We start from the raw sequence: 15,228 nt of genomic DNA on the forward strand, positions 1-15,228 counted from the left end.
ATGACCGACAAACCTCAACTGATTCATATCACTCAGGAAACGCACGGCGTCGACATCGACCTCGTCTATGCGACAGACCGCAACTTCACCGGCAAGGCGATCTACAAGCAGGCGCACTGCCTGTTGCTCGCGCCCGCCGAAGCGGGCTTGCGCAAGGCCGCCGAACTCGCCGCGAGCATCGGCATGAAGCTGCGCATTTTCGATGCGTATCGCCCACCGCAGGCGCAGCAGGTGTTGTGGGACTTTCTTCCTGATCCGACCTATATCGCCGAGCTTGGACGCGGCTCGAACCACAGCCGCGGCACCGCGCTCGATCTGACCTTGATCGACGGCAACGGCGAGCCGCTCGACATGGGCACGGGTTTCGACGCGATGGTCAAGGAGTCCGAGCACTTCCACCAGGGCCTGCCGCACCATGTGCAGCGCAATCGGCTGCTGTTGCTCGGCATCATGCACGCGGCCGGCTTCACGCATATTCCGAGCGAGTGGTGGCATTACGAGTTGCCGGGTTCGCGCGCGCTGCCCGTGATCGACAACAGCGAAAGCGGCCCTTTGAAATTGATGTAGTCACACTAAGGCCTTTGCAGGTTTCTCACCGCACTTTCCTCTCGATACGGAGCGAGTATGAATCTGGTTTTGCGCAATGCGCTGGCGGCAGTCGCGGTCGTATCCGCGCTGACGCTTACGATGACGACAACAAGCACCGCATTTGCGGCGACACCGAAAGACATGCTGGTGATCGCCACCACGCTCGACGAATTCTCGACGCTCGATCCGGGCGAAGTCTACGAGCTGGTGCCCGAGGAATACGTCGCGAACACGTATGACCGTCTGGTGCGCGTCGATCTGAAAGACCCGTCGAAATTCAATGGCGACGTTGCGCAATCGTGGACGGTCAGCCCCGATGGACTCACGTTCACGTTCAAGATTCGCCCCGGCCTCGAGTTCCACTCGGGCAATCCGCTGACGGCCGACGATGTCGCGTGGTCGATCCAGCGCTGCGTGCTGCTCGACAAGGGCGCAGCCGCCGTGCTTCAAGGCATCGGCCTGACGAAGGACAACGCGCTGCAAAACGTCAAGAAGATCGACGACTCCACCGTCAGCATCACGACCGACCAGAAATACGCGCCCACATTCGTGCTGAACGTGCTGGGCGCCTGGCCCGCGTCGGTCGTCGACAAGAAGCTGTTGATGTCGCATCAGAAGGGCAACGACTTCGGCAATGAATGGCTGCGCACGAACGAAGCGGGCTCCGGCGCGTACAAGCTCGTCAAATGGACGGCGAACGACAGCATCATCCTGCAGAAATACGACGGCTACCGCGTGCCGCTCGCGATGAAGCGGATCGTGATGCGCCACGTGCCCGAAGCGTCGAGCCAGCGCCTGCTGCTCGAAAACGGCGACGCGGATGTCGCGCGCAATCTGAGCCCCGACGATCTCGCCACGCTCACGAAGGGGAACAAGGTGCAGGTGATGTCGGTGCCGCAAGCGACGCTGCTCTATCTCGGCCTCAATGTGAAGAACCCGAATCTCGCGAAGCCGGAAGTGCAGGAAGCGATGAAGTGGCTGATCGATTACGACGGCATTCAAAAGAACGTGACGAAGAGCACGTTCAAGGTTCATCAGACGTTCCTGCCCGAAGGCTTCCTCGGCGCGTTGAATACCAATCCGTATCACCAGGACGTCGCGAAAGCGAAGGCGCTGCTCGCGAAAGCGGGCTTGTCGAACGGCTTCAACGTGACGATGGATGTGCGCAGCGCTTACCCGTACAACGAAATCGCGCAAGCGGTGCAGGCGAATCTCGCGCAAGGCGGCATCAAGGTCGAGATCATTCCCGGCGACAACAAGCAGACGCTCGCGAAGTATCGCGCGCGCCAGCACGATATCTATATCGGCGAATGGTCGGCGGATTACATCGACCCGCACAGCAACGCGCAAGGCTATGCGTGGAACCCGGACAACTCCGACAAGTCCTCGTACAAGATGCTCGCGTGGCGCAATTCGTGGGACATTCCCGATCTGACGAAAGAGACCAACGCGGCGCTCGCCGAATCGTCGACGACGAAACGCGCGCAGCTCTATCAAACGATGCAGAAGGAAATGCTCGCGAAATCGCCGTTCGTCATCATGTTCCAGCAGGTGTCGCAGGTGGCGATGCGTCCGGGCGTATCGGGTCTCGAAGTCGGTCCGATCAACGACCTCGTGTCGTATCTGCATGTGAAGAAGCAGTAAGCGCACGCGGCACTTCATCTACATGTCGACTACGCTCACTCCGATCGATCGCATTCGCGCTGCGTCCGCGCGCAGCGCAAGCGTGCGCTGGACGCTGCGCGTGCTGCGCTGGGTGCTTACGCTCGCCATTACGTTCACGGGCCTGCTTGCCGTGACCTTCGTAATCGGCCGCAAGGTGCCCATCGACCCCGTGCTCGCGATACTCGGCGATCGCGCGTCGGCGAGCGCGTATGCGGCAGCGCGCATCAAGCTCGGGCTCGACAAGCCGCTCGCCGTGCAGTTCTTCATCTACGTGCGCGCGGTGCTGCACGGCGATCTGGGCGTATCGCTGCTGACGGCGAATCCGGTGATCGACGACATCAAGCGCGTGTTTCCCGCGACGCTGGAACTCGCGACGCTGTCGACGATCATCGGCGTGCTGGTCGGCGTGCCGCTCGGCGTGATTGCCGCCACGCGGCACAATCGCTGGATCGATCACGTCGCGCGTTTCATCGGACTTATCGGCAGTTCCGTGCCCGTGTTCTGGCTTGGCCTGATGGGGCTGCTGCTCTTCTATGCGAAGCTGCATTGGGTGTCGGGACCGGGACGAATCGATCCCGTGTTCGACGGCATGGTCGACACACGCACAGGCAGCCTGCTGATCGATTCGCTGATCGCGGGCGAATGGGATGTGTTCTTCAATGCGCTGTCGCACATCGCGTTGCCCGCCGCGATCCTGGGCTACTACTCGGTCGCCTATCTGAGCCGGATGACGCGCTCGTTCATGCTCGACCAGTTGAACCAGGAGTACATCACGACGGCACGAGCGAAAGGTCTGTCCGAGCGTCGCGTCGTGTGGGTGCATGCGTTCGGCAACATCGCGGTGCCGCTGCTGACGGTGGTCGCGCTCTCGTACAGCTTCCTGCTCGAAGGCTCGGTGCTGACCGAAATCGTATTCGCGTGGCCCGGCATCGGTTCGTATCTGACGGGCGCCCTGCTCAACGCCGACATGAACGCCGTGCTCGGCAGCACGCTCGTGATCGGCATCACATTCATTGCGTTGAACCTGCTGACGGATGCGCTCTATCGCGTGTTCGATCCGCGCGCCCGCTGATGCAACGGAGAACTTCCACGTGCGTCCCACTGTTGACCGCTCGAAGCAGGACTGGCCGATGAACGCGCCTCGCCCGACGCTCAGAGCGTGGCTGCTGACCGACACGCCCGCTTCGCGCAGACAGGCGGCGCTCGGTCTCGCGTATCGGCGCTGGCGGCGCTTCGCGGGCAATCCGCTGTCGGTATTCGGCCTGTCGATCCTTGCACTGCTCGTGATCGTCGCGATCATCGGACCGTGGATCGCGCCGCATGATCCCCTCAGGCAGGTCTTGTCGGATCGCCTGCTGCCGCCCGGTTCGGCCTCTCACTGGCTCGGCACCGATCAGCTCGGCCGCGACATTCTCTCGCGCGTGATCTATGGATCGCGGCTCACGCTGTCGATCGCGATCCTCGTCGTCGTGGTGGTCGTGCCGATCGGCTTGATGATCGGCACGACGGCGGGCTTTTTCGGCGGCTGGGTCGATAACGTGCTGATGCGCGTGACGGATATTGCGCTCGCGTTCCCGAAGATCGTGCTCGCGCTCGCCTTCGCGGCTGCATTGGGCCCGGGTGTGTTCAATGCGGTGATCGCGATTTCGATTACCGCGTGGCCCGCGTACGCGCGTCTCGCGCGCGCCGAAACGCTGAGGCTCGTGCAAGCGGACTTCATTCACGTGGCGCGCCTGCAAGGCGCATCGAATCTGCGCATTCTGCTGCGCTATATCGTGCCGCTGTGTTCGTCGTCGGTGATCGTGCGCGCGACGCTCGACATGGCGGGGATCATTCTGACCGTCGCGGGTCTCGGCTTTCTGGGCCTCGGTGCGCAGCCGCCCAGTCCCGAATGGGGTTTCATGGTCGCGTCGGGCCGCAACGTGCTGCTCGACGCATGGTGGGTCGCGACGATACCGGGCTTTGCGATTCTGCTCGTGAGCCTCGCGTTCAATCTGCTCGGCGACGGGCTGCGCGACGTGTTCGATCCGCGTCATGGAGACTGACATGCGCACGAACGAAACGTCCTCCCCGCTGTGCGAGATCGACGATCTGCGCATCGCGTTTCGCACTCACGACGGCACGCTGAACGAAGCGGTGCGCGGACTCTCGCTGAGCCTGCACAAGGGCGAGCGCCTGGGCATCGTCGGCGAATCGGGTTCGGGTAAATCGCTGACGGGGCGCGCGCTGCTCGGCCTGCTGCCGCCAGCCGCGCATTGCACGGCGAAAACGCTGCGCTTTGACGGACACGATCTGCTGACCATGCGCGCCGACAAGCGCCGCCAGTTGTGCGGTCAGCAAATGGGCATGATCCTGCAAGACCCGAAGTACTCGCTGAACCCGGTGATGACCGTCGCGCAGCAGATGCGCGAAGCGTTCGCGCTGCACGACCCGAAGCTCAGCCGCCGCGCGATGCGCGAAAAGATCATCGCGGCGCTCGAAGCGGTGCATATCCGCAATCCCGAGCGCGTCGCGGATTCGTATCCGCATGAGCTTTCGGGCGGCATGGGGCAACGCGTGATGATCGCGATGATGGTGTCGACGGGACCGCGCCTCTTGATCGCCGACGAGCCGACCAGCGCACTCGACGTGCTGGTATCGATGCAGGTGCTCGCCGTGCTCGACGAGATGATCGCGAAACATGATACTGGCCTCATCTTTATCAGCCACGATTTGCCGCTCGTGATGTCGTTCTGCGATCGCGTCGTCGTGATGTATGCGGGCCGTGTCGTCGAAACGTGCGCGGCGCGCGATCTCGTGCATGCGCAACACCCGTACACGCGCGGCCTGCTCGCTGCCAATCCGCCGCTTGCCGATCCGCCCGCCGAGTTGCCCGTCCTGTCGCGCGATCCAGCATGGCTCGACGATGCGCAAGGAGCATCCGCATGATCGACGTCGATGCATTGACAGTGCGCTTCAAGACGGCGGCGGGCAGCGTCGACGCCGTGCGCAACGCGAGCTTTCATGTCGCGCGCGGCGAAGTGTTCGGGCTAGTCGGCGAATCGGGCTCGGGCAAGTCGACGATTCTTCGCGCAATGAGCGGACTTTCGCCCATCGCGCAAGGCACCGTGCGCATCGCGCAGCAAGGCGAACACGCGCAAGAGCGCAACGTGCAAATGGTGTTTCAGGACCCGTATGGCTCGCTGCATCCGCGCTTCACCGTCGACCAGACGCTGCGCGAACCGCTGCGCATCAACGGAATCGGCGAGCATGAAGAACGTATCGTCAATGCGCTGCGCGAAGTGGGACTGAATGCGTCGTTTCGCTTTCGCTACCCGCATCAGTTGTCGGGCGGCCAACGGCAGCGTGTGGCGATTGCGCGCGCGCTGATCGTCGAGCCGCGCGTGCTGCTGCTCGACGAGCCGACGTCGGCGCTCGACGTCTCCGTGCAAGCGGAGATCTTGAATCTGCTCAAGCGCCTGCATCGCGAGCGCGATCTGACGATGATTCTCGTGAGCCACAATCTCGCCGTCGTCGGCTTTCTGTGTTCGCGCGTTGCCATCATGCGCAACGGCGAAATCGTCGAAGAACTCGACATCGAGAGAATTCGCGCGCAGCAGGTCGACAACGAGTATTCGCGCAGCCTGCTGCTCGCGACGGGTGGCTATCAGCGCAAGGCCGTGGAGGCGCTGGGCATCGACACGGAAGGCTGAAGCTCTCGCTCAACGCGCGCCGCTCATACGGGTGCCGTGCCGACATAGTTCTCGGCCATCGACATCGCGGCACTGCGCGAAGTCGTTACGTACTCCAGTTCCGCGACCTGCAACTGCTGCTCGAACGGCGATGCATCGTCGAGGCGGTGCATCATGCGCGTCATCCAGTATGAGAAATGCTCGGCGCGCCAGATGCGCTTGAGCGCCGTTTCGCCATAGCGGTCCAGCAGATCGGTGCGGTCTTCCTTGTAGAACCCGCGCAGTGCTTCCGCCAACACGCGCACGTCGGAGACCGCGAGATTGAGGCCCTTCGCACCCGTCGGCGGCACGATGTGCGCGGCGTCGCCGGCAAGGAACAGCCGGCCGTGCTGCATCGTCGTCGAGACGAAGCTGCGCATGCCGATAATGTTCTTCCGGAAGATCTTGCCTTCGATCACCTTGTGCCCCTCGTCCGAATCGACACGTGCATGCATTTCGGCCCAGATGCGATCGTCGGACCAGTGGTCGACGCTGTCTTTCGGATCGCATTGAAAGTACATGCGCTGCACGTCGTGCGAACGCGTGCTGACGAGTGCGAAGCCGCGTTCATGGCGCGCATAGATCAGCTCATCCGATGTGGGCGGCGCTTCGACGAGAATGCCGAACCACGCGAACGGATAAACGCGCTGATAATCGCGGCGCAGCGCTTCGGGAATGGCGTTGCGCGAAACGCCCTGCGCGCCGTCGCATCCGATGATGAAATCGCAATGCAGTTCGCGGGCTTCGCCCTGATGCCGGTAGCGAATGCTCGGCTTGCTGCTTTCGATGTCATGCAGCGATACGTCCGACACCTCGAAATGCAGTGCGCCTTGCGCGGCGACGCGCGCGGCAACCAGATCCTTGATGACTTCGTGCTGCGCGTAAACGGTAATGGATTTTCCCGTCAATCCAGTGAGATCGAGACGCCGGCGCTTGCCTTCGAATGCGAGTTCGAAGCCGTGATGCAGCGCGCCCTGCGCTTTCATGCGCTCGCCGACGCCCGTTTCGGTGAGCAGATCCGCCGTGCCCTGTTCGAGCACGCCCGCCCGTATCGTCGATTCGATCTGCTCGCGGCTGCGCGATTCGAGCACGACGGAATCGATGCCCTGCAAATGGAGAAGATGAGAGAGAAGCAGCCCAGCAGGACCCGCGCCGATGATGCCGACTTGCGTACGCATATGTGTCTCCTGAATACGTTGAGTGCATGGTCTTGATTTGCGTCAAAGTGTGCAGGCCAGGCTTTTATCGAGCAACGCAATAGCGCGAATACGCGCTATCTCCAATCGCGATAATTGATCGCTGCGGGTTTCCCCTTATTCGTATGAGCGGCTTTATCCGAAGCGGAATGTTGACTATCTTTGACTCACAATCTGCCAAGCCAAATAGAGGGCAATCATGAAAGCACGCAATGTCGTGAAGCTGCTTGTCGCCGTGGGATGCATGACGCCGATGTCAGGCGTCTACGCGCAGGCCAGCGATAGCATGTCGATGGCGTCGAGTCCGGCCGCGCATTCGGGCAAGGCGACGTCGGCGGACAAGAAGCTGGCTCGCGATGTACGCAAGGCGTTGGCGAAAACGCCGAATTTCAATGTGTCGAATGTGTACGTGAAGGCACGCGACGGCGTGGTCACGTTATCGGGCAGCGTGCCCGATGGTCCGCAGATCGAGCAGGCCGCAGACGTGACGAAGGGTGTGCCGGGCGTGACGTCGGTGAGCAATCATCTGACGCTCTACAACAAAGGGTACTAGCCCGTCTTTTAGCCCTTCTCGCACGGACTGGCATTGCTCCTCACTTGCCCCGTCGCTTCGAGAATCGCCTGCCTGATGCGCGGATAAGTGCCGCAACGGCAGATGATGCCGTGCATCGCGCAGTCGATATCCTTCGCGTTCGGATGCGGATTGTTGAGAATCAGCGCGCTCGCGGCAATCAGTTGCGCGCTCTGGCAATAGCCGCATTGCACGACGTCGATACGCGTCCACGCTTCTTTCAGTGCGCGCGCTTGCAGTCCGTGCAATCCTTCGATCGTCGTCACGTCATTGGCGCCGATGTCGGAGAGCTTTTCCTGGCAAGAGGTCTTTGCCTCCTTGCCGACGAGCACGGTACACGCGCCGCACACGCCAACACCACAACCGAACTTCGTGCCCGTCATCTTCAGTTCGCAGCGCAAGACCCAGAGCAGCGGCGTCGTGGGATCGGAATACACGTCGACCGTCTTGCCGTTGATATTCAACTTGAGCATGTTGCACTCCCGGAGTACAGCTTCACTTTGAACGGCAACGTGCGAAAGCGCATGCCCGTCAGTGCGAATAGTGCATTCGCGACGGCGGGCGCGATGGGCGGCAGCGCGGTTTCTCCGACGCCTTGCGGATGCCCTTTGGACGGCATGATCTCGACGCAGATGTCGGGGCATTCGTCCATGCGCACGACGTCGAATTCGCTGTAAAGACTCTCGACGACTGCGCCGTTGTCGAGCGTGATTTCTTCCTTGAGCGCAGCGGAAAGGCCGAACACGATCGCGCCTTCCACCTGCTGCCTGATCAGATTCGGATTGACGGGCAAGCCGCAATCGATCGCGCAGAACACGCGGTTCACCCTCAACGCATTCCCCGCTTCCATCGACACATCGACGACCTGCGCGACCACGCTGCCGAATGCTTGATGCAGCGCGACGCCGCGCGCATGCCGGATACCGTTGTCGGACCATGTGAGGGGCGTACGCCATCCGGACATGCTCGCCACTTTCTGCAAAACAGCCAGATGCCGCGGATGCCGCGTCAAAAGACTCGCGCGAAACGCGACGGGGTCTTTGTGCGCGGCGGCGGCCAGTTCGTCGATAAAGCTCTCGATGAAAAACGCCTGATGCGAATGCCCGACGGAGCGCCAGAAGCCGACAGGCATCGGCAATTCGATCGTGCGTTGCCCGATCCACACGTTCGGCATTTCATAAGGCTGATCGAACGCGCCTTCGGAAACGGTCTTGTCCAGATTGAGGCCGATGTCGGGGATGTGGTAATTGCGTGCCATCCACGTCGTGACGATCGATTGGCTCACCGACGCGTTGTGCCACGCGATCAGTTGGCCGTGCGCATCGAGTCCCGCCTTGAAGCGCGACAGGCAGGCCGGCCGATAGAAGTCGTGGCGCATGTCCTGCGGACGCGTCCAGAGCGTTTGCACAGGACGTCCGTTGGCTTCGCGCGCAATCGCCACCGCTTGCACGATGAAGTCGACTTCGAGCCTGCGTCCGAACGCGCCGCCTATCAACTGCTGCTGCAAGTCGACCTGTGCGGCATCGATACCCAGCAGCTTCGCGACGTGCATGCGCGCGACGGCGGGCACCTGGGTCGCGGCCCAAACCGTTGCCGTGCCGTCCCTGATTTGCGCGGTGCAATTCACGGGCTCGAGCGCCGCATGCGCGAGATAGGGCACGTGATATTCGGCCATGACGGTATGCGCGGCGCGGTCGAGCGCGGCATCGACGTCGCCGTGGCTGTACCATGCGTGGCCGTCGCTCTCGTCTAGCGCCTGCGACAGACGCTCGACGACGGCTGCATAGTTCAACCCTTTCGTCGGGCCGTCGTTCCAGTCGATCGACAGCACGTCGAGCGCATTCATCGCGACGAACATGTTGTCCGCGATCACGGCGACGCCGCCCGTGCCGCCGTTGTACGCGTCGACGGCAAATACGCGTTGCACGCCCGGCAGCGCCGCCGCCACAGAGCCGTCGAATTTGCGCACCGTGCCGCCGAGTGTCGGGCACATCGCAATGCTCGCGTACAGCAGGCCATCCGGCAGCACGTCGATGCCGAAGCGCGCGGTGCCGTCCATCTTCGAAGCCGCTTCGATGCGCGTGAGCGGCTTGCCGATCAGCCTGAAGGTATCCGGGTCTTTCAGCACGGGCTTGCGCGGCAGCGGCTGGCGCGCGGCTTGGGCGGCGAGTTGCCCGAACGATGCGCTGCGCCCCGAGCCGTGCAGCACCTTGCCCTTTTCGACGCGGCAATCCGACGCCTTCACGTTCCAGATCTGGGCGGCCGCGCCGATCAGCATCGCACGCGCGCATGCGCCCGCCTCGCGCATCGGTTGCCACAGATCGTTGATGGTCGACGAGCCGCCCGTCATCGACGTGCCGAAATCGCGCGCGAGCTTGCGCGCGAGCCACACAGTGAGTTCCTTGATGACGCCGTCTTCGTCGGGACGAAACGGCAGATCGCCGACGACGCTCTCGACGTTGTTATAGATCCCGTCGATCGGCGCATGGGCCACGCGGATGTCCCGCCAGTCCGCATCGAGTTCCTCAGCCACCAGCATCGCAAGGCCCGTGTGGACGCCCTGTCCCATCTCGGCGCGGCACATCATCACGGTGACGGTGTCGTCGTTGGCGATCTTCACGTAGCCGTTGAGCGCCGATTCGCCAGGCCGCACGGGCAAGGGCGCCGATGCGACGATCCGCTGACGCGGCGGCAGCGCCGACCATCCGACGATCAGCGCGCCGACTGCGCCCGCACCGCCCAGCAGGAAGGTTCGACGCTTCAGCATGGCATCTCTCAGAGGAATACAGCACGGACACCAGTAAAACGCACCAGTCGCGGCTCAACTGAAAGCCTGTCTATTCATTCGCCGACGATGCGCCGCTGCATACTTCCATTACCTGTTCGAAAAGCGCCAATTCAAATCCGGTCAAAGTTCATATTAGTGCGCATTCGCCAATTTGCGGCGCACTCTATGAAAAAGCCAATAGAACCTGAAAAGATTGCGACAGTGCGGAAAAACCCGCATTGCCGGACTTTGCGACGCGAACGCAATGCGCAAAACATACGCATGCGGAATCGCCATGAATAAGCGCTTGAATCAAGCCGCATCAGGGCTTTAGCGCAGATACGGCGTCATGCTGCAACGCAATCCAAATCCAGTGGCATATCGCTTGCGTCGATCTCTGGCAGGCGCTGTGTTACGACGACCGCCTGGTCTCGGCAGTCGCACAGGGAGAAAAGAGATGCCTTATCTGATCGGTTGGTTGCTAGGTGTGCCGCTTATCGTCCTCGTGATTCTGTATTTGATTTTTCACTAAAGACGCACAGCTCATGCGGCCATTGCAGCCGCAACAATAATCGAAGATGCGGGATATACCCGCGCATTCCATCGCAGGCGCGGCGACTGTCGTTCGTCCACAGTCGCCGCGTTTCATTCGCTATAGAGGCCGCGTCAAGCGCGATATCGCACGAGATATCAAACGCCGCCAGCCTGCTTTTTCAGCGCGCCGAGAATGCGCTTTTCGAGCGCCGTGTAGTCATGCCCGAAGTGATGATCGCCCGATGTGCGGATCACTTCGATACCCGTCTTCGTGAGCGCCGGGCACAGCGTGTCTTCTTCGTGCTCGCCATAGAAGCACTGCACGATCCGCGGCGGCAGACGCTCGAACTCGGGCTTCACCTTCAGCGCCTTGTCGCTAGCGGGCATGCCGAGCCAGCCCGTCACGCGAATCTGAAAGTCCGCTGCGGGCGCGAAGCCGAGCAGCGAGATCAGCGAGACTTTTGCGCGCATCGCATCGGGCAAACGGTTGTACGCGAACGGCATCACGTCGGCGCCGAACGAATAGCCGATCAGCGCGACGTGTTCCGTGTGCCAGCGCGTCGTGTACGTTTGCAGCACGCGCGCGAGGTCGTGGCTCGTCTGTTGCGGCGAGTGCTCGGACCAGAAGTAACGCAGGCTGTCCCAGCCGATCACGGACACGCCATCTTTCTGCAGCTCTTCGGCAATCGTCTTGTCGAGATCGCGCCAGCCGCCGTCGCCTGAAATCACGATCGCCATCAGGCCATTCGGATGCGCGGCAGGCAGTTCGATCAACGGCAGATCGGAGACGTCCTCTTCCTTCATCGGCGCGACGCGCAGATGCGGCGTCGTCAGTTCGACGATGCGCTGCGTGCCGGCGGATGCGTTCGCATCCGTTTCGACGAAGCCGGGCAAGCCGGGGCCGTGCGTGATGGTCGGGTCCGGCGGGCAGGGGTTGAAACGCTTGTCGAGATCACGCTGCGCCGCAACCGATACGGCGCCCGCCACGGTGTTCTCCGCCGCCTGCTTCAGCACCGCCATCGCGAGCGTTGCGCCCTGGCCCGAGCCCGCAAGAATCGGCATGAAATAGCGGTTCGACTGCACCTGACGTTCGAGCTGATGACTGACAGCTTCCGCATCGCCGACGATCTGATGGCAGGTCTCTTTCTTCGCGGCGAGATTCGCCGCGTACTTCTTCGTATCGACGCCGACCACCATCGCGCCGTCCTTCGCGAGCGCATCGGCGGCCTGCTGATCCGCAGCGCTCCAGCCGCTTTCGCGCGAGAACAGCACGACGAAGCCATGCACTTCGCCTGCGGGCTTCGTCACCGTGACCTGGCCATAAAGGCCGCCGGATACGGTTTCATATGCGTGCGCCGTCGGCGCGATGCCCGCGAGCGAGCACAGCGAAACGCTCGCCAATGCGGCGAGCCGGTAGAACTTTTGCTTGATCATGAACGCCGGCCCCCTGCCAGCAATGACAGATCCGCGAGCGTGAAGAACACGCCGACAGACCCCGATGCAGCGAGATAGCGCGGCTCCCAATGAGGCTGGAATTTGCTCTTGAAAGCGCGCAGTCCGCGGAAGTTATAGAAGCGGCCGCCGAAGCGCCACACGATGCCCGCGAGCCGGTGCCAGCGCGACGCGAGCGGCGTCGGCGACATGCCGGAGAACGGCGCCATGCCGAGGCTCAGCGAACGGAAGCCCGCGTGCTTCAGATGCAGCGCGAGCTGGGTGAACAGATACTCCATTGCATACGGCGACGCTTGCGTCACGTGGCGCATCACGCCGACGGTCGCTTCCGTGTTCAGGTCCGTCGTCATGAACGTGACGAACGCGACGGGCTCGCCGTTCTGACGCACTAGCATCACCGATTGCGCGGCCAGATAGTCCTCCGTGAACGCAGCGACGGAGAAGCTCTTTTCGCGTGCATCACGGCTGTCGAGCCAGACGTCGGAAATCGCGCGCAGCGTCTCCATCGATTCGGGCACGCGCGCCGGCTCGATCACTTCGACCGTGAAGCCGTCGCGCTCGCCGCGCTTCAACGCATAGCGAAGATGCGCGCGATGCGAACCCTTCAGGTCGAATTCGTCGAGCACGACATGCGCTTCCTCGCCGAGCTTCATCAGCGTGAGGCCCGCGTCGAGATAGAGCGGCAGCGCATTCGCGCGCACCTGATAGAACGCGGCGCGCCCGCCATGCGCATGCGCGAGCGCGACGAACTCGCCGATCAGGTCGGCCCACTCGCAGCGCGGGCCGACGGGATCGTGCAGCGCGGCCCACGTGCGGCCGTACTTCGCGTACATCAGAAAGGCCTGGCGCGACTTGGAGAACAGAAAGCTCTTGTCGCCCATCAGCGCGAGGCCGGCGTCGCTGCGTTCCTGCGCGCGGAAGATGCGGGCCGCGTCCTCGAGATCCTGCTTCGCCGGCTTCACGAAGCGGCCCGCCGCGGGACGCAGCAATTGCCAGAACGAGAACGTCGCGGCGAACAGGCTGGCCGCGAGCGTCGCGCGCAGCGCGCGCGGCGCGCGTTCGTCGAAAGCGAATTGCCACCACAGGTCGCGCGTATAAGGCACGTCGCGGAACGCGAACAGCATCACCCACACCGCGAGCATCAGCACCATCATCACCGACACGAGCCAGGCCGCCGTGAACGGCTCGGCAAACAGCGACGAGCGGCGATTGAAGCGCGAGCGCGTCGCGAGAAGCAGCACGATCAGCGTGGACAGCACGCCCGCTTCGACGAACGCGAGACCCTTCGTCAGAGACAGCGCGAGACTCAGGACAGCGAGGCCGAGCGTGAGCCACCATGCCGCATCGAGTCGCCGCGACAGACCGCGCGCGACGAACAGCAGCGCCACGCCGACGAGGCTGCACAGCATCTGCGAGCCTTCGAGCACCCACAGCGGCAAAAAGTCCCGCAGGATCGCGATGCGATGCCAGAACGCGGGCGTCGCACTGGAGATCACCAGCATGCCGCCGACGACGAACGTCACGAGGCTCAGAAACAGCGGCGCGAGCTGCGAGACGGCCGCCGCGTGATGCAGCGGCAGATGCTTTCGCAGCGCGCGTCCTTCGAAGCCGGCCAGCAGTCCCGCCGACACGATCAGCGGCAAGCCGAAATAGATCGCGCGATAGGCGAGCAGCGCGGCGACCATATAGTGCGTCTGCACGCTGCCGCCGAGCGCGAACACCATCGCCGCCTCGAACACGCCGACGCCGCCCGGCGTATGGCCGATCAGCCCGAGCAGCATCGCCGCCGCGTAGATCGTGATGAACGACACGAAGCTCACGTCCGTGTGCGGCAACAGCGCCCACAGCGCGAGACCGGCGGCGACCACGTCGAGCGCGGCGAGCAGCACTTGCGCGACGAAGTCGCGGCGCGACGGCACATCGAACGCGAGCCAGCTCCAGCGCGTGCGGATTTGCCGCGTGTCCTTGCCGCACGCGAGCGTCAAGAGCCCGAGCAGCGTCAGCAGCGCCGCGCCGCCCCACGCGAGCGCGCCCGTCGGGCTGTGGAGCATCGGCGCGAGCGTCGCTGCGTCGCACAGCATGCCGAGTGCCGTCATCAGCACGAGCGCGAGCGCAAGCGAAACGCTCGTGAAGACAGTCATGCGGCCGATCTGCGCGGGCGTCACGTCGGCGACCGCGTAGACGCGCGCGCGCACCGCGCCGCCCGTCAGCGCGCCGAAGCCGGTCACGTTGCCGAGCGCCGAGCCCGCCGTCGCGCCGATCCAGAGCGCCGCGCGCGGCACCGTCTTGCCGACGTAGCGCAGCCCGACGGCATCGCGGCCCGCTAGAGCGATATAGCTGAGCACGGTCGCGCCGAGCGCGGCCGACCACTCGCCCGCCGTCAGATGACGCAGGTGGCGGATCACCGAGCGATAGTCGACGGCCTGCGACAGGTGCTGGAAGACGATCAGGAGCAGCACGCAGACGCCCAGCGACAGCACGGGCGACAGCAGCCGCCGGCTGCCGAGCGCGGCGCATGCTCGCTGAAGCAGCGCGGCCGCGCTGCTCGAAAAACGGGGTTGGTCAGACATGGATGAATTCGGGTGTTGCCACGATGCGCAGCAATGGTCTCGTTGCGTCCGCATCGAATACGGTTGGATTTCGGAGCGATCCGGGGAGCTATGGCCGCCCTGACTTCGCCTTTTTCAACTCTTTACAAACGGACAACGGCAATTTGCCCAAAAGGTTGACACCGGGAGGAACCCG

At 63.1% G+C, this 15,228-nt stretch carries 12 protein-coding genes; 7 read left to right on the top strand and 5 right to left on the bottom strand.

Annotation, left to right across the window (positions count from 1 at the left end):
• The 6 genes from ddpX to VSR68_RS08495 are packed head-to-tail and all read left to right on the top strand — an operon-like array spanning window position 1 to window position 5,945.
• Complete coding sequence (ddpX, locus tag VSR68_RS08470; RefSeq protein ID WP_342939378.1) at window positions 1-567, top strand: D-alanyl-D-alanine dipeptidase; 567 nt, start codon at window positions 1-3, stop codon at window positions 565-567.
• Window positions 568-624: 57 nt separating this feature from the next.
• Entirely contained in the window at window positions 625-2,232 is a 1,608-nt protein-coding gene (locus VSR68_RS08475; protein WP_342939379.1) for an ABC transporter substrate-binding protein, read from the top strand.
• Window positions 2,233-2,254: 22 nt separating this feature from the next.
• On the top strand, window positions 2,255-3,325 hold the full coding sequence (locus VSR68_RS08480) for an ABC transporter permease (RefSeq protein ID WP_342939380.1): 1,071 nt from the start codon (window positions 2,255-2,257) through the stop codon (window positions 3,323-3,325).
• A 58-nt stretch (window positions 3,326-3,383) separates the two neighbouring features.
• Entirely contained in the window at window positions 3,384-4,298 is a 915-nt protein-coding gene (nikC, locus tag VSR68_RS08485) for a nickel transporter permease (protein ID WP_342939445.1), read from the top strand.
• A gap of 1 nt (window position 4,299) precedes the next feature.
• Window positions 4,300-5,181, top strand: a complete 882-nt coding sequence (locus VSR68_RS08490) for an ABC transporter ATP-binding protein (protein WP_342939381.1) — start codon at window positions 4,300-4,302, stop codon at window positions 5,179-5,181.
• Window positions 5,178-5,945 (top strand): ABC transporter ATP-binding protein, encoded by a 768-nt coding sequence (locus VSR68_RS08495; protein WP_342939382.1) that lies wholly within the window; start codon window positions 5,178-5,180, stop codon window positions 5,943-5,945. The genes VSR68_RS08490 and VSR68_RS08495 overlap by 4 nt, the downstream gene beginning before the upstream one ends.
• Window positions 5,946-5,968: 23 nt before the next feature.
• Here the strand turns inward: VSR68_RS08495 and VSR68_RS08500 are convergent, their stop codons facing one another.
• Entirely contained in the window at window positions 5,969-7,141 is a 1,173-nt protein-coding gene (locus VSR68_RS08500; protein ID WP_342939383.1) for a 4-hydroxybenzoate 3-monooxygenase, read from the bottom strand.
• 217 nt (window positions 7,142-7,358) lie between these two features.
• Between VSR68_RS08500 and VSR68_RS08505 the strand changes: the two genes are divergently transcribed.
• Complete coding sequence (locus VSR68_RS08505; RefSeq protein WP_342939384.1) at window positions 7,359-7,712, top strand: BON domain-containing protein; 354 nt, start codon at window positions 7,359-7,361, stop codon at window positions 7,710-7,712.
• A gap of 8 nt (window positions 7,713-7,720) precedes the next feature.
• Here VSR68_RS08505 and VSR68_RS08510 read toward each other — a convergent pair whose 3' ends face one another.
• From VSR68_RS08510 to mprF, 4 genes are all read right to left on the bottom strand, one after another.
• Window positions 7,721-8,203 (bottom strand): (2Fe-2S)-binding protein, encoded by a 483-nt coding sequence (locus VSR68_RS08510; RefSeq protein ID WP_342939385.1) that lies wholly within the window; start codon window positions 8,201-8,203, stop codon window positions 7,721-7,723.
• Entirely contained in the window at window positions 8,191-10,497 is a 2,307-nt protein-coding gene (locus VSR68_RS08515; RefSeq protein ID WP_342939386.1) for a xanthine dehydrogenase family protein molybdopterin-binding subunit, read from the bottom strand. The genes VSR68_RS08510 and VSR68_RS08515 overlap by 13 nt, the downstream gene beginning before the upstream one ends.
• A 690-nt stretch (window positions 10,498-11,187) precedes the next feature.
• Window positions 11,188-12,465 (bottom strand): virulence factor family protein, encoded by a 1,278-nt coding sequence (locus VSR68_RS08520; RefSeq protein WP_342939387.1) that lies wholly within the window; start codon window positions 12,463-12,465, stop codon window positions 11,188-11,190.
• Window positions 12,462-15,053: a bifunctional lysylphosphatidylglycerol flippase/synthetase MprF gene (gene mprF / locus VSR68_RS08525; protein WP_342939388.1), complete on the bottom strand. Its 2,592-nt coding sequence runs from the start codon at window positions 15,051-15,053 to the stop codon at window positions 12,462-12,464. Before mprF ends, VSR68_RS08520 begins: the two co-directional genes overlap by 4 nt.
• Window positions 15,054-15,228 lie beyond the last annotated feature (175 nt).

Source organism: Paraburkholderia phymatum (genome assembly GCF_038900715.1).
In the GTDB taxonomy this organism is placed as follows: domain Bacteria; phylum Pseudomonadota; class Gammaproteobacteria; order Burkholderiales; family Burkholderiaceae; genus Paraburkholderia; species Paraburkholderia phymatum_A.

Bases quoted from the DNA above. Each gene is read 5' to 3' on its own strand.
- VSR68_RS08500 (WP_342939383.1), bottom strand. From the start codon at position 7,141: ATGCGTACGCAAGTCGGCATCATCGGCGCGGGTCCTGCTGGGCTGCTT.
- VSR68_RS08510 (WP_342939385.1), bottom strand. From the start codon at position 8,203: ATGCTCAAGTTGAATATCAACGGCAAGACGGTCGACGTGTATTCCGAT.
- VSR68_RS08480 (WP_342939380.1), top strand. From the start codon at position 2,255: ATGTCGACTACGCTCACTCCGATCGATCGCATTCGCGCTGCGTCCGCG.
- nikC (WP_342939445.1), top strand. From the start codon at position 3,384: ATGAACGCGCCTCGCCCGACGCTCAGAGCGTGGCTGCTGACCGACACG.
- ddpX (WP_342939378.1), top strand. From the start codon at position 1: ATGACCGACAAACCTCAACTGATTCATATCACTCAGGAAACGCACGGC.
- mprF (WP_342939388.1), bottom strand. From the start codon at position 15,053: ATGTCTGACCAACCCCGTTTTTCGAGCAGCGCGGCCGCGCTGCTTCAG.
- VSR68_RS08495 (WP_342939382.1), top strand. From the start codon at position 5,178: ATGATCGACGTCGATGCATTGACAGTGCGCTTCAAGACGGCGGCGGGC.
- VSR68_RS08475 (WP_342939379.1), top strand. From the start codon at position 625: ATGAATCTGGTTTTGCGCAATGCGCTGGCGGCAGTCGCGGTCGTATCC.
- VSR68_RS08490 (WP_342939381.1), top strand. From the start codon at position 4,300: ATGCGCACGAACGAAACGTCCTCCCCGCTGTGCGAGATCGACGATCTG.
- VSR68_RS08505 (WP_342939384.1), top strand. From the start codon at position 7,359: ATGAAAGCACGCAATGTCGTGAAGCTGCTTGTCGCCGTGGGATGCATG.
- VSR68_RS08515 (WP_342939386.1), bottom strand. From the start codon at position 10,497: ATGCTGAAGCGTCGAACCTTCCTGCTGGGCGGTGCGGGCGCAGTCGGC.
- VSR68_RS08520 (WP_342939387.1), bottom strand. From the start codon at position 12,465: ATGATCAAGCAAAAGTTCTACCGGCTCGCCGCATTGGCGAGCGTTTCG.